Consider the following 13,774-nt stretch of genomic DNA (forward strand, 5'->3'; position numbering starts at 1 on the left):
TTGGGGGCTTCCCCCTGTGAGAGTAGGACATCGCTAGGCGCAAAAAGTCGCTGCTGATACACTCGGCACTGACCTAAAAAAATGAGACAAATAAAAACACCTTTCGTTGAAAAACGGGTATTGTACCTTATCAAATCAATGTGGAGGTGTTTTTCTATGGGGACAAGAGTGAGTTACCCAGTGGAAGTGAAAATGAAAGCAATTGAAATGAGATTAGCAGGCATTCCTGTAAAACAAGTACTAGAGGAGCTAAATATTCGTAACCATTCTCAGTTAAAAACATGGATGAAATGGTACAAGAACGGCGAATTACATCGTCTTGAACAGCCAGTAGGAAAACAATATACATTTGGCAAAGGGCCTGAATATGAAAGTGAAACCGCTAAGTTACAAGCAGAGAATCGTTATTTAAAGCAACAAATTGAAGTGTTAAAAAAGTACGCAGAGTTGGAGAGGAAGTGGTCCCAAAAGTTGTAGTAGAGCTAGTAGAGGAGTTAAAAGAAAGGATGCCGATTGGTGAAATCTGCCGTCATTTAGGTGTAGCTCGTTCGTCGTATTATCGCTGGAAGGTCAATGAAAATAAATTCACTCAAAAGGATCTTCGAGACCAACAAATTGGCGACTTGTGCAAGTTACACAAATTCAGATACGGCTATCGAAAAATCACAGAATTACTTACTGACATTAGTGAGAAAACGGTGCAACGTGTGATGCAAAAATACGGCTGGCAATGTCGTGTAAAGGTAAAGAAACGTAAACNGAATTACTTACTGACATTAGTGAGAAAACGGTGCAACGTGTGATGCAAAAATACGGCTGGCAATGTCGTGTAAAGGTAAAGAAACGTAAACGTACGGGACAACCAGCTCACATTGTTCCTAACTTATTAGCACGTGATTTTACGGCATTAAAACCGCTAGAAAGGCTCGTAACAGATATTACTTACTTGCCTTTTGGACAATCTATGATGTACCTTTCAAGTATCTTAGACCTATTTAATGGCGAGGTTATTGCGTTTACAATTGGTTTTACACAAGATACCGACTTTGTCTTAGATACGCTAAATCAATTACCCGATCTACCAGAAGGCTGTATCCTGCATAGCGACCAGGGTTCTGTTTACACATCTTATGCATATCAGAAGGCAGTCAAAGAAAAAGGAATGACCATGAGCATGTCTCGTAAAGGCACGCCCGCTGATAATTCCCCAATTGAAACGTTTCACTCCTCGCTAAAGTCTGAAACGTTCTACCTCGATGATATTTATCGCACAACAAATGCGTGTGTCATAAATATTGTCGAAGAATACATTTACTATTATAACAATATTCGGATTAAAACGAAATTAAACAACCAGTCGCCGGTTCAATACCGTCAACTGGCTGTATAATAAGGTGTTTTCATACTGTCTCAAAAATAGTATTCAGTGCCCTCAGTAGTGGCTTTTTTTATATGCTATTTTATTTTAATCCAGCAAAAGTTTTTGTATCCAAAGCGAAGCGACAGATACCAAAGATGCTTCGCTCTAATGACTAGGCTTGACCTACATCTGAAACTGCCCCATCTATAAGACAGAGATCAAAAAAACACTATGCAACCAGAGATCGGTACTGAACTGGTAACTGGTTGGGTATCTTCATTTGTATTCGGATATCGTTATAATAATTTATATAGTCTTTTTCAGCTTTTTCTACAATCCCCTAAGTAAAACATTTCAGACTTTTATACAGAATGAAACGGTTCAATAAGACATGATCAGCGGGTGTACCTTTACGAGACATGACCATGGTAGTGTTACAGCTTATTGGTATCGATAAGATATATACTCGAGCCTTAGTGACTATCACTACACACATCCTCTCTTGGAATGCCTTGACTAACTGTACAGCTACTTCCTCCCCAACTTTGTGTACTTTTTTAAGACCTCAATCTATTGCTTTAAATAACAATTTTCTATTCCCCATTTTGCTTGTTCACTCTTAGAGTCAGCACCTTTATGAAACGTCTATTGTTTATCATTTTTATACCAACACATCCATGCTTTCACCTGTGTTCAATGCAATCTAGTTAATTCCTGTAAAACCTGTTTCATAAGTATACCTGCTCGTTGTATCTCAATGACCTATATTTTTATTTCATATGGATAACTCACTCTCGTACTCATAAAGGAATAATTGCACCCTCTTCAATTGCTCTCCCACTTGATAGGATGGCATAATATAAAGATTACCTTTTCTAAACGACACAAATTGCAAAAATAAAACCATATGAAATTAGATTTTCTACATTATCTTATACTAATCCAGCAAATACCACACCCCGAAAGTTAGTGTAAAGACTTAACCTTTAGGGTGTTTTAATATGGCATTCTATCGAGGTGTAACTTTTAGAAAATAAGTTGCCTTAAGAATTTCTTCATCATTATAATAAGTAAAACTTCATTTTTATTTTTTACAATAAAGCTTATAAAGGAAGTAGGGGTTTTGCAACTTTTTCTAATTCAGAGACGTAATAAGAATAGTAGCAGTATGGAAAATTTAAACACAAGTACTTGGTGGTTATGACATAATGAGTAAGAATATTTATTAAGGGAGGAGACAGCTTGAAAAAGAGATTAGTAAAGGCAGTATTGGGTACTACAGGTGGTTTACTGTTTTACTCAATAGCAGCGACAGCTATTTATAAAAAGACATGGCTCGTGCAAACTAGCTGTAAGGAGGGAGTGGCCTTAACATTTGATGATGGACCCCATCCAATCTATACACCACAATTATTAGATTTATTAAAGGAATTTGATATACAGGCGACGTTTTTTGTAGTTGGGAAGCTGGCACAGGCATATCCAGCTATTATTAAGAGAATGCACGAAGAAGGGCATACAATTGGTATCCATCATTATCAACATACATCCAATTGGCTGATGTTACCGCAGAAGGTGAAAAGGGAGATTGAGCAGTGTGCACAGGTAATTAAACAAATTACAGGGGAGCGACCAACCTTATACCGCCCGCCATGGGGACATTTAAATGTGTGTGTACCAATGCTGGCAAAGCCATACCGTATTGTGCTATGGACGCGACATTTTACAGATTGGCGGATTGCATGCATCCAGCATACATTAGAGACCGAGCTAGTGGAAGCTGCAAAAGCAGGAAGTATCCTTTTATTACATGATAATGGGCAAACATTGGGAGCAGATGAGGATGCGCCAAAGTATATGCTGGAGCATTTAGCAGGTTATTTACGCAAGCATGCCCATGCAACAAAGTTTGTCACATTAGGGTAGGTGTTGTTATGGATGAAGTAGTCCAGCTACTTGAAACTTATGGTTATGTACTTATAATTGTATCTTTATTTTTTGGTATTGTGGGCATTCCAGCACCTGAGGAATCATTAATTTTTTTAGTTGGATTGTTTGTAGGCTATCATCGTTTGTCCTTAGGTTGGTCTATTGTGAGCACAATCGTTGGCGTTTATGCAGGGCTATTAGTTGCATATGCGATTGGACGTTGGCTGGGCTATCCATTTATGAAGCGCTTTGGGAAATTTATTGGCTTAACAGAGCGGAATTTAGAAACAGTCAGTAAGGGCTATAATCGTAATGCCCTTCGTACAGTGGTAGTGGGGATTTTTATTCCAGGTGTACGACAGTTGAGCCCATATGTGGCAGGTGTTAGTAGAGTGCCGTTTAAAAATTACTTGCTTTATGCCTTTTTGGCAACACTAGTTTGGGCTATCCCCTTTTTATTGGCAGGACGTATTTTAGGCTCTGTATTTCATGTTGGACCTGAGGTAGCACCATATATAGGGATTGGTATCGCCATAGTGTTTATCGGCTATTTTTTGTGGAAAAAGAGAAAAGGGTTACGCTTTAAGTCGAAAGTGTAAGGAGGAGATTACATGAGCAAGGCATTGTTTCTACCATTTTTAACAATCCAAACAGGCCATCATCAAGTAGCAGATGCATTAATGGACTTTATCACACAGCATAATAAAGATATTGAAGTAAAAAAAGTAGATTTATTGCATTATGCAAATCCTTTAGTGGAAAAGGTAATCTCGCAAAGCTATTTATCGTGGATTCAATATGCGCCTTTGCTATATACGAAATTTTATAAAAAAGTATTTGATACGCCAAAAGAAATGAAGCAAAACTTTAAATTATATGAAATGTTGTTAAAGCATTTAGAGCGTTTATTGAAGCAGGAAAAGCCCGATATTATTTTTTGCACACAAAGTGCGCCCTCTTATTTAATGAGTAAGCTTAAGCAGAGTGGTCGCTGTAATGTTCCCGTTGTAAATGTCTATACTGATTTTTTTATGAACCAACTTTGGGGTATTACCGCCATTGATTATCATTTTGTGCCAATGCAACAAATGAAGGAGACTTTAATCAAACAAGGTGTGGATGAATCCACTATATTTGTGACAGGTATTCCTGTTCATGAGGAAATGTTACGTACAACAAGGCTACATAATTTTGCACGCAACATCTTAATTGCTGGTGGTAATTCAGGTTTGCTGGATTGCACTAATTTATATGAACAGCTTAAACAGAGTGACTATTTTCATTACTATATTCTGTGCGGTAAAAATGATAAATTGTATCAGAAAATCGTCTCCTGGAAATTACCAAATGTGACCCCATTTCCCTATATTGAATCACGCACAGAAATGAATTGCTTGTACGACCAAATGGATGCGATTGTAACAAAGCCAGGTGGTGTGACGGTGAGTGAAGTATTACGTAAAAAACTACCTATTTTTGTTCATTCAGTCTTGCCTGGGCAGGAAGAGCATAATTTAAGATACTTAACAGAGCAGGGTTTAGCATACACACTTAATAAGCATGAAAGCCTTCATGAGCAACTTGAGCGGATGCTGTTAAATGAAGAGGCAATGTCCCATTATAGGCAGCAGATAGCTATCTATTTAAATAATTTACATCTAAAAACGGCTGAAGAGTGGGTGGTATTTATGCAAAGGCTGCTCAGAAAACAGCTTGTCACAGGCGCGATGTGTCCTGCCTGAAAGAAAAAGGAGCTGTGGAAAAATCAGATACAGCCTGACTATTCCTACAGCCCTCTTTTACAACCTTGAAAAAGATCGTTTACACAGTGATTGTTCGTAGCTCAACACGACGGATTTTGCCAGATGTTGTTTTTGGTAATTCATCGATAAAGACAATGCTACGCGGATATTTATATGGTGCTGTTAAGGCTTTTACATGCTCCTGAAGCTCTTTTACTAATACTTCCTTATCGCGCTCTTTAAAGCTGTCTCTTAAGATAACAAAGGCTTTAACAATATGTCCTCTAATTTCATCTGGTGCAGCGACTACCGCACATTCCTGTACAGCCTCATGTTTGTTTAATGCATCCTCTACCTCAAATGGTCCGATCGTATAGCCGGATGAAATAATGATGTCATCTCCACGCCCTTCAAACCAGAAGTAACCGTCTTCATCACGTTTTGCTTGATCACCTGTAATATACCACTCACCACGGAATGCAGCTTGTGTGCGTTCAGGCTCTCGATAATACTCTTTAAATAAGGCTGGTGAAGATTTGTGTATAGCGATATCACCAACTTCGCCAACAGGTGCTTCATTGCCTTCATTGTCGATAATACGTACAATATTACCCGGAGTTGGCACACCCATCGAGCCAGGGCGTAATTCAGTATTTTCAAGTGTACCAATTAATAATGTATTTTCCGTTTGCCCATAACCATCTCTTACTTTTAAGGCAAAGTGCTTCATAAATGTTTCAATAACTGGACGATTTAATGGTTCCCCCGCGGAAACGGCACTGCGGAGAGAGGATAAATTATAGTCTTCTAAATTATCAAGCTTTGCCATAATACGATATTCAGTTGGTGTACAGCATAGGACATTTACTTTTTCATCTTGAATAAGCTGAAGATATGTTTTTGCGTCAAACCCACCATGATAAACAAAGGCAGTGGCACCAAGCATGATTGTTGATAAAAATGGGCTCCAAATCCATTTTTGCCAGCCTGGAGCTGCTGTTGCCCACACTAAATCACCTTCACGAACACAAAGCCATTGTGAAGCCGCTGTTCGGATATGGGCATATCCCCAACCATGTGAATGGACTACGCCTTTAGGCTTTCCTGTAGTGCCAGAGGTATAAGAAAGGAATGCCATATCCTCGCGTTTAGTAGTAACGGCTGTAAATATGGTTGGCTGAGTGCTAGCCAACTCATTTAAAGAAACCCAATCTCCAACTGCAGGACCAATCACTAATTTATTTTTTAATGCTTCTACAGGAGAGGTGATTCGATCAACCTCTTCAGTAAAGGCTTCATAGGAAATGACCGCGCTAGCAGAGGAATGTTCCATACGATACTCTAAATCACTTGCACGTAGCATTTCTGAACAGGAAATAGGGACAATACCAGCTTTTAAACAACCGAGAAAAACAAAATAGGCTTCGGGAAGGCGAGGGATAATGACTAATACACGATCACCCTTTTGAAGCCCTTGTAGTGTAAAGGCATTCGCATATTGGTTCATTTTTTGAACAAGCTCTGTGTAAGAAACAGTGCGCCTCTCCTGCTGCGCATTTAACCAACGTATCGCTTGGCGATTGTTATCTTGGGAAAATTTATCCAATTCCTCCGTAATATTGTAAAATTCAGGTGCAATTAAATCTTTTGTTGTTACCATATGAACATTCCCCCTAAAATATAGTTAATAGAAAATTCTTAAAACTATTTTCATTTTAACAATTGCAATAATATACAGCAACAATATATGACACATAAAATAGAAATATTAGTTTTAATAGAGAACTATTATTCACTATAAGTAATAGATAAAAAACTGCGACAAAAAAATATAAAAAAATTTATAAAATGTATTGCATAATTAATTTTCATTGCTATAATAATAAATGTACTTAAAGAGCTTTACAAATTAAAGTGAATAGTCATTGTTCCGAAGTAGCTCAGTTGGTAGTAGCACCTGACTGTTAATCAGGTTGTCGCAGGTTCGAGTCCTGCCTTCGGAGCCATTTTTTTGCCCTTTTTTAAGTGGTAAGTATACATAAAAGAATTTATAAAAAAACGTTGCAATCATTAAGAAATAATGTTAATATAAGTCTTGTCTTGTTTGAAACATAATAGTTTGGCCCCTTGGTCAAGTGGTTAAGACACCGCCCTTTCACGGCGGTAACACGGGTTCGAATCCCGTAGGGGTCACCATTTATCTTGTACAGGCTTTAAAAGAAAATAAACTGTGATATAACACCTGTTTTTATGGAGGATTAGCTCAGCTGGGAGAGCATCTGCCTTACAAGCAGAGGGTCGGCGGTTCGAGCCCGTCATCCTCCACCATTATTGTGTTATTTCGGAGGGGTAGCGAAGTGGCTAAACGCGGCGGACTGTAAATCCGCTCCTTAGGGTTCGGCGGTTCGAATCCGTCCCCCTCCACCAGTTTTCATAAATGATTGGGGTATAGCCAAGCGGTAAGGCAACGGATTTTGATTCCGTCATGCCTAGGTTCGAATCCTAGTACCCCAGCCATTTTTCTTTTATGAGCCATTAGCTCAGTTGGTAGAGCATCTGACTTTTAATCAGAGGGTCGAAGGTTCGAGTCCTTCATGGCTCACTTTTTTAGAATAAAATATATTGAAAAGTGTTATATTAACTACAGATAACTAATCTCTTACTGATAACGGTAGGAGATTTTTTTTATGCTTTCTTGATACGAATAAATATGCAGTTTTTTGTTGAGTTGAGCCAAGCAGTATTTAGGATTTACAATAGTCTTATAACTTCTAGGAGGTATAAAAACATGAATAAACTTAATATTTCTATTATCGGTGTACCATCAGATTATGGCCAAACACGACGAGGTGTTGATATGGGACCAAGTGCTATTCGCTATGCAGGTGTTGTTGAACGTTTAGAGGCTATTGGACATAGCGTACAAGATCAAGGGGATATTCGTGTAAGTCAGAAGCATTCAGATGCCGTTGTTGATAAAAAATTACTGAATTTAGAGGAAGTAGTAGAAGTGAGTACTGCTTTAGCTAGGAGTGTCCATGAGGCAATTCAGCAAAAAAAATTCCCGCTTGTATTTGGTGGGGATCATAGTATTGCAATTGGGACACTCGCTGGATTAAGTGAGCATTATAATAATTTAGGTGTGATTTGGTTTGATGCACATGCAGACTTAAATACACCTGATACAACACCTTCTGGCAATATTCATGGTATGCCATTAGCTGTGAGTATTGGATTAGGGCATGAACGTTTAGTAAAAATTCATACCGATGCTCCCAAAATTAAGCCAGAAAACGTTATCATCATTGGTGCACGTTCAGTCGATCCAGGCGAGCGAGAGTTGATTAGTCAACAAGGCATTAAAGTATATACAATGCATGAGATTGATCGATTAGGGATGACGCGTGTTATGGAAGATGCATTTGCTTATTTAAAAGAGCGCAATGTGGATGGCGTTCACCTATCACTGGATTTAGACGGATTAGACCCGCTTTATACGCCAGGAGTTGGTACACCTGTCCCTGGAGGCATTACGTATCGAGAAAGTCATTTAGCAATGGAAATGCTCCAAGAATCAGGGATGTTAACGTCGGCAGAGTTTGTAGAAGTCAATCCAATCCTAGATGAAAAGAATACAACTGCCAATGTTGCGGTTGCACTAATGGGTTCTTTATTTGGGGAAACGTTAGTTTAAAGAATATTTGACAAAAAATTGCCTATTACCACATTGCACAAAAATCTTTTGCTATAATTGAAAAAAACGAAACTTTTCTTATCGGTGGGTCGTATAGTATAAGACAGTTGTAAAGGTGGAGAAGTCAACACAATGGATGCGTTAGTAAATAAGAGAATAAAACAAGTGCTTAAAGGCGATCAAAACGCATTTGCCGATATTGTGAGTCTCTATCAGCACAAACTGTACCAAGTATGCTATCGAATGTTAAGTAACAAGCAGGAATCTGAGGATATTACTCAAGAAGCCTTTGTTCGTGCTTACATGAACCTGCATACTTTTGATCAGAAAAGAAAATTTTCTACGTGGCTTTATCGCATAGCGACAAACCTCTGTATAGACCGTATCAGAAAAAAGAAGCCAGATTATTATTTAGATGCGGAAGTAGCTGGTACAGAAGGGCTTGATATGTATTCACAAATCGCAGCAGATGACCAGCTACCAGAGGAACAGTTAGAACAGATGGAGCTACAAGATCGCATTCAATATGAAATTGGACGGTTGCCAGATAAATATCGTTCAGTTATCGTATTGAAATATATAGAAGAGTTATCGTTACAAGAAATTAGCGAGATTTTGGATATGCCGCTTGGCACGGTGAAAACAAGAATTCATCGAGGACGTGAGGCATTACGTAAGCAATTAAACAATCTGTAGGAGGGGAGCGTCATGAATACTTGTCCAAAGCATATTATAGACTATATGCATGATTATTTAGACGGTGACATTAGTCGTGAGCATGAGCAGGAGCTAAAGCAGCACCTGCATACATGTAATGATTGTAAACAAATGATGCAAGAATTGAGTGAAACAATCGCCTTTGTGAAGAGTGCTTCCCATATTACAGCGCCTCCTGGTTTTGAAGCAGCAGTCATGGCTCGTTTACCAAAACCGAAAAGTCGAGTAGGTATACAAAAATGGATACGCCGGCATCCATTGCTTGTGGCAGCAGCAGTATTTTGCTTATTTATGAGTGCTACATTACTTGGTAGCTTTATGGATGATCAGAACTTCTCTGTGACCAAACAACCAAATTTAGTAGTGGATGGTCAAACGGTAATAGTACCTGAGGGAGAAGTGGTGAAAGGCGATATTGTTGTGAAAAATGGCGATTTGATTATTAAAGGTGAAGTTGATGGTGATGTTACAGTCATTAACGGGAAATATATGGCATCTTCAGCGGTAGTTTCAGGGAAAATTGAAGAAATTGATGAAGTATTTGAATGGTTATGGTATACAATTAAAAACTCTGTAAAATCAGCCATGACATTTAATGAAAAAGACGAAACTAAATAATACTCTATACGTCCTAAACAATAGTGCACGTGAGAGGCTGAAAAGTCTACTCTTTTGAGTAGACTTTTTATTTGAAAAAAGTTACATTTGGTAAGAATGTGCTATACTTAGATGTGTATGGATTCGTAATGAAAAGTGGGGGATGCCACATGCAAATTATCGAATATTTCACAGATTTAACACCTGTGAATATTGCTATTAACTTCATTGATGTACTGCTTGTTTGGTACGTTGTCTATAAAGTCTTAACCCTCATTAAAGGTACGAAAGCCGTCCAATTACTAAAGGGAATTTTCGTCATTATTATTGCACGACTTGCAACAGACCTTTTAGGGTTACAAACGCTTGGCTGGATGTTACAACAGGTAATTGAGTATGGTTTCTTAGCCATTATTATTATATTTCAGCCTGAAATCAGACGTGGGCTTGAACAAATTGGTCGAGGGAAGCTATTTCAGCGATCTTCTAGTCAAGTAGAGGAAGAACAGACAAGGCTTATTGAGGCTATGAAGAAATCTGTTAGTTATATGGCTAAACGTCGAATAGGAGCGTTAATTTCTATTGAAAAGGAAACAGGTCTAAATGAATATATTGAAACAGGTATAGGATTAAATGCTGAGATTTCCTCAGAATTACTTATCAATATCTTTATACCTAATACACCGCTACATGATGGAGCGGTTATTATGCAAAAAGATAGGATTACAGCAGCAGCCTGTTATTTACCGCTTTCTGAAAGTCCATTTATTTCAAAAGAGCTAGGAACACGCCATCGAGCTGCGCTTGGCTTAAGTGAAGTGACAGATGCTATTACGATTGTTGTATCAGAAGAAACTGGTGCAATCAGCATTACACTAAATGGCAATCTCCATCGCAACCTTTCACTAGAGGAGTTCGAAACATTACTACGCAAAATGTGGTTTGGATCAACACAGGAATCAAATGTAGCCTCTAAGTTGACTTGGAGGGGGAAAAAGAATGGATAAAATGATGAATAGCCCTTGGGTATTAAGAATCATCGCATTATTTTTGGCCTTTTTGCTTTTTTTCTCAGTTCGTACTGAGTTATCGCCAATAAATAAAACAACATCGAACGAACAAACAGAAGTGATTCGTGATGTGCCAGTAGATATTTATTATGATAATGAGAATTTTATTGTCACAGGCTTACCTGAAACGGTGGATGTTAAGATAGAAGGTCCGATGGCGTTGGTCCTGAAAACAAAAGCATCAAAGGATTTTTCAGTGTTTGTTGATTTAAGCCATTTATTAATGGGCGAACATGATGTAAATCTGCAGTATGAAAATATTTCAGAAAAGATAAAGGTTACCTTAGATCCTAAAACCGTTCGGGTCAATATTGAGGAAAAAGTTACACAGGAGTTCCGTGTAGACCCTGAAATGAATAGCCGTTTAATTGAAGAAGGCTATGTACTAAAAGATATGGTAGCTGATCCACCGACTGTGTATGTTACAGGTGCAAAAAGCGCTATTGAAAGCATTAGCTATGTCAAAGCAACGGTTACAGGTGAGAAAGGATTGAAGCAGTCGTTCTCACAGGAAGCGGCAGTAAAAGTATTAGATCGAGATTTAAATAAGTTAGATGTCATAATTGAACCTGAAACGGTAAAAGTTCAAATAGATATAGGTGAATATAGCAGAGAGCTGCCAGTAGTCATAAAAGAAACAGGAAAAGCAGCAAATGATATAACAATTAATGCTTTAACAGTAACACCAAAAACAATCAAAGTGTATGGTAAAAAATCAATCGTTGACGGGTTAACAGAAATTCCAGTAACAGTTGATTTGTCAAAAATTACAGAGTCCAAAACTTATGATTTTGATGTAAAATTACCAGATGGTGTGACAAAAGTGTCTGACAAGAAAATAAAGGTAGAGGCAGATATTACAAAGGTAGATCAGCGAGGGCAGCAAGAACAGCAACAGGAACAGCAAGAACAGCAGACTACACCAACTACTTCAGAGGAAGCACCACCACCAACTCCAACTGAGGAAAATGATGTGACTGATGAAAATACAACAACTGATGATAAAAATACATCAACAGAGGAAACAGAGGATGTTGATTCTTAGACAATATCTGACTATAATTTTATGTTGATTCTAAATCAAAACCCGATTAAAGTTTGTTTGGCTGCGTAATAGTCTTCGCCAAACAAACGAGCTAAAGGGTGATGAATAGTTACCAATAAATAAACAAACAGACTTTTCCAAAAGTAAGCGGACAAGTGTCTTGAAAGTAAAACTTAGTAGGCATGGTCATGCATTGAAGGAGAGAATAAGTAGAATGGGTAAATATTTTGGAACAGATGGCGTCCGTGGCGTCGCGAATAGTGAATTAACACCAGAATTTGCATTTAAACTTGGCCGTGTAGGTGGCTATGTGCTAACAAAGGATGCAACTGAGCGTCCAAAGGTTTTAATTGGTCGTGACACACGTATTTCAGGTGAAATGCTTGAAGGCGCACTCGTTGCGGGTCTTTTATCAATTGGCGTAGAAGTAATGCGTCTTGGAATTATTTCCACACCAGGGGTTGCCTACCTTACTCGAATTATGAGCGCAGATGCAGGCGTCATGATTTCAGCTTCACACAACCCTGTTGCTGACAACGGTATTAAATTTTTCGGTCCTGATGGCTTTAAGCTTACAGATGCTCAAGAAGCAGAAATCGAAGCATTGCTAGATGCTCAGGAGGATGCCTTACCACGTCCAATTGGAGCGGATTTAGGATCTGTAAGTGACTATTTTGAAGGTGGTCAAAAATATATTCAATACTTAAAGCAAACAGTGGGTGAAGAGTTTGACGGGATTCATGTAGCGCTTGATTGTGCACATGGTGCGACTTCCTCATTAGCTACACATCTATTTGCAGATTTAGAGGCAGATATTTCAACAATGGGCGCTTCACCAACAGGCTTAAATATTAATGATGGCGTTGGTTCAACACATCCAGAAAAGCTAGCTCAATTTGTAATAGAAAAGCATGCAGATGTTGGTTTAGCCTTCGATGGTGACGGTGACCGTTTAATTGCTATAGATGAAGACGGTAAGATTGTTGACGGCGACCAAATTATGTTTATTATTGGGAAGCATCTAAATACAGTAGGTCGTTTGAAAAAGCAAACGATTGTTTCCACAGTGATGAGCAATATGGGCTTCTATAAGGCTTTAGAGGAAAATGGGATGCAAAGTGTTAAAACAGCTGTTGGTGATCGTTATGTTGTAGAAGAAATGCGTGCCAATGACTACAACTTAGGTGGCGAGCAATCAGGGCATATTGTATTTTTAGATTTTAATACAACAGGCGATGGCTTACTAACAGGTATTCAGCTTGTTAACATTATGAAGGCAACAGGCAAAAAGCTATCAGAGCTCGCTGCTGAAATGAAAATCTTCCCTCAACGTCTTGTCAATGTCCGTGTAACAGACAAGCATGCTGTAACTGACAACGCGAAAGTGGCTGCTGTTATTGCACAGGTAGAGGCAGAAATGGCAGGTAACGGTCGTGTCTTAGTTCGTCCTTCAGGCACAGAGCCGCTTGTCCGTGTAATGGTGGAAGCTGCTACGGAAGCAGATTGTGAGCGTTATGTAGAGCGTATTGCTGATGTTGTCCGTACAGAAATGGGCTTAGCCGAATAATATATAGAAAAACTCGATTTTCCATTCACGGGGAATCGAGTTTTTTGTTTGAA

At 38.6% G+C, this 13,774-nt stretch carries 11 protein-coding genes, 6 tRNA genes and 2 pseudogenes; 17 read left to right on the forward strand and 2 right to left on the reverse strand.

Annotated features, from left to right (window positions below; translation table 11 throughout):
- Positions 1-156: 156 nt before the first annotated feature.
- Together ADM90_RS24900 and ADM90_RS24905 are read left to right on the forward strand one after the other, a co-directional pair.
- A pseudogene (locus ADM90_RS24900) lies at positions 157-759 on the forward strand (helix-turn-helix domain-containing protein); the annotation flags it as partial.
- A 1-nt stretch (position 760) separates the two neighbouring features.
- Positions 761-1,390, forward strand: a pseudogene (locus ADM90_RS24905) (IS3 family transposase); the annotation flags it as partial.
- 199 nt (positions 1,391-1,589) lie between these two features.
- Here ADM90_RS24905 and ADM90_RS25485 read toward each other — a convergent pair.
- Entirely contained in the window at positions 1,590-1,697 is a 108-nt protein-coding gene (locus tag ADM90_RS25485) for an IS3 family transposase (RefSeq protein ID WP_083448411.1), read from the reverse strand.
- 905 nt (positions 1,698-2,602) lie between these two features.
- Here ADM90_RS25485 and ADM90_RS00015 point away from each other — a divergent pair.
- Genes ADM90_RS00015 through ADM90_RS00025 form a run of 3 tightly spaced genes read left to right on the forward strand, consistent with a single transcriptional unit; the run spans position 2,603 to position 5,031 of the window.
- Positions 2,603-3,286 (forward strand): polysaccharide deacetylase family protein, encoded by a 684-nt coding sequence (locus tag ADM90_RS00015; protein WP_235473220.1) that lies wholly within the window; start codon positions 2,603-2,605, stop codon positions 3,284-3,286.
- An 8-nt stretch (positions 3,287-3,294) separates the two neighbouring features.
- The gene (locus ADM90_RS00020; RefSeq protein ID WP_053993055.1) at positions 3,295-3,888 is read left to right on the forward strand and encodes a DedA family protein; all 594 of its coding nucleotides are present in this window, start codon (positions 3,295-3,297) and stop codon (positions 3,886-3,888) included.
- A 12-nt stretch (positions 3,889-3,900) separates the two neighbouring features.
- On the forward strand, positions 3,901-5,031 hold the full coding sequence (locus tag ADM90_RS00025) for an MGDG synthase family glycosyltransferase (protein ID WP_053993056.1): 1,131 nt from the start codon (positions 3,901-3,903) through the stop codon (positions 5,029-5,031).
- Between the two features lie 79 nt (positions 5,032-5,110).
- On the opposite strand, the gene mbcS is transcribed toward ADM90_RS00025, so the two are convergent.
- Positions 5,111-6,691 (reverse strand): acyl-CoA synthetase MbcS, encoded by a 1,581-nt coding sequence (gene mbcS / locus ADM90_RS00030; RefSeq protein ID WP_053993057.1) that lies wholly within the window; start codon positions 6,689-6,691, stop codon positions 5,111-5,113.
- Between the two features lie 269 nt (positions 6,692-6,960).
- Between mbcS and ADM90_RS00035 the strand changes: the two genes are divergently transcribed.
- The 12 genes from ADM90_RS00035 to glmM all read left to right on the forward strand — a co-directional run bounded on the left by ADM90_RS00035 (position 6,961) and on the right by glmM (position 13,721).
- Positions 6,961-7,037: transfer RNA gene (locus tag ADM90_RS00035), tRNA-Asn, on the forward strand.
- A gap of 115 nt (positions 7,038-7,152) precedes the next feature.
- Positions 7,153-7,227, forward strand: a tRNA-Glu gene (locus ADM90_RS00040).
- A 56-nt stretch (positions 7,228-7,283) separates the two neighbouring features.
- Positions 7,284-7,359 (forward strand) — tRNA-Val (locus ADM90_RS00045).
- 15 nt (positions 7,360-7,374) lie between these two features.
- Positions 7,375-7,458, forward strand: a tRNA-Tyr gene (locus ADM90_RS00050).
- 15 nt (positions 7,459-7,473) lie between these two features.
- A tRNA-Gln gene (locus tag ADM90_RS00055) sits at positions 7,474-7,548 on the forward strand.
- A gap of 12 nt (positions 7,549-7,560) precedes the next feature.
- Positions 7,561-7,633 (forward strand) — tRNA-Lys (locus tag ADM90_RS00060).
- A 186-nt stretch (positions 7,634-7,819) separates the two neighbouring features.
- Positions 7,820-8,725 carry an arginase gene (gene rocF / locus ADM90_RS00065; protein WP_053993058.1) on the forward strand — a complete coding sequence of 302 codons (906 nt, stop codon included), beginning with the start codon at positions 7,820-7,822 and terminating at the stop codon, positions 8,723-8,725.
- Positions 8,726-8,857: 132 nt separating this feature from the next.
- Positions 8,858-9,421: an RNA polymerase sigma factor SigW gene (gene sigW, locus ADM90_RS00070; RefSeq protein ID WP_053993059.1), complete on the forward strand. Its 564-nt coding sequence runs from the start codon at positions 8,858-8,860 to the stop codon at positions 9,419-9,421.
- A gap of 12 nt (positions 9,422-9,433) precedes the next feature.
- A complete protein-coding gene (locus tag ADM90_RS00075) occupies positions 9,434-10,060 on the forward strand; it encodes an anti-sigma factor family protein (RefSeq protein ID WP_053993060.1) in 627 nt (208 codons plus the stop codon).
- A 149-nt stretch (positions 10,061-10,209) separates the two neighbouring features.
- Entirely contained in the window at positions 10,210-11,046 is an 837-nt protein-coding gene (cdaA, locus tag ADM90_RS00080; RefSeq protein ID WP_053993061.1) for a diadenylate cyclase CdaA, read from the forward strand.
- Positions 11,039-12,154, forward strand: a complete 1,116-nt coding sequence (locus ADM90_RS00085) for a CdaR family protein (RefSeq protein WP_053993062.1) — start codon at positions 11,039-11,041, stop codon at positions 12,152-12,154. Before cdaA ends, ADM90_RS00085 begins: the two co-directional genes overlap by 8 nt.
- A gap of 214 nt (positions 12,155-12,368) precedes the next feature.
- Positions 12,369-13,721, forward strand: a complete 1,353-nt coding sequence (glmM, locus tag ADM90_RS00090) for a phosphoglucosamine mutase (RefSeq protein ID WP_053993063.1) — start codon at positions 12,369-12,371, stop codon at positions 13,719-13,721.
- Positions 13,722-13,774 lie beyond the last annotated feature (53 nt).

Origin of the sequence: Lysinibacillus macroides (assembly GCF_001281525.1) — a bacterium.
GTDB lineage: Bacteria > Bacillota > Bacilli > Bacillales_A > Planococcaceae > Lysinibacillus > Lysinibacillus macroides.

Excerpts from the sequence above, each read along its gene's own strand:
- mbcS (WP_053993057.1), bottom strand. The coding sequence starts at position 6,691 with ATGGTAACAACAAAAGATTTAATTGCACCTGAATTTTACAATATTACG.
- ADM90_RS00025 (WP_053993056.1), top strand. The coding sequence starts at position 3,901 with ATGAGCAAGGCATTGTTTCTACCATTTTTAACAATCCAAACAGGCCAT.
- ADM90_RS00075 (WP_053993060.1), top strand. The coding sequence starts at position 9,434 with ATGAATACTTGTCCAAAGCATATTATAGACTATATGCATGATTATTTA.
- cdaA (WP_053993061.1), top strand. The coding sequence starts at position 10,210 with ATGCAAATTATCGAATATTTCACAGATTTAACACCTGTGAATATTGCT.
- rocF (WP_053993058.1), top strand. The coding sequence starts at position 7,820 with ATGAATAAACTTAATATTTCTATTATCGGTGTACCATCAGATTATGGC.
- ADM90_RS00085 (WP_053993062.1), top strand. The coding sequence starts at position 11,039 with ATGGATAAAATGATGAATAGCCCTTGGGTATTAAGAATCATCGCATTA.
- ADM90_RS00020 (WP_053993055.1), top strand. The coding sequence starts at position 3,295 with ATGGATGAAGTAGTCCAGCTACTTGAAACTTATGGTTATGTACTTATA.
- sigW (WP_053993059.1), top strand. The coding sequence starts at position 8,858 with ATGGATGCGTTAGTAAATAAGAGAATAAAACAAGTGCTTAAAGGCGAT.
- glmM (WP_053993063.1), top strand. The coding sequence starts at position 12,369 with ATGGGTAAATATTTTGGAACAGATGGCGTCCGTGGCGTCGCGAATAGT.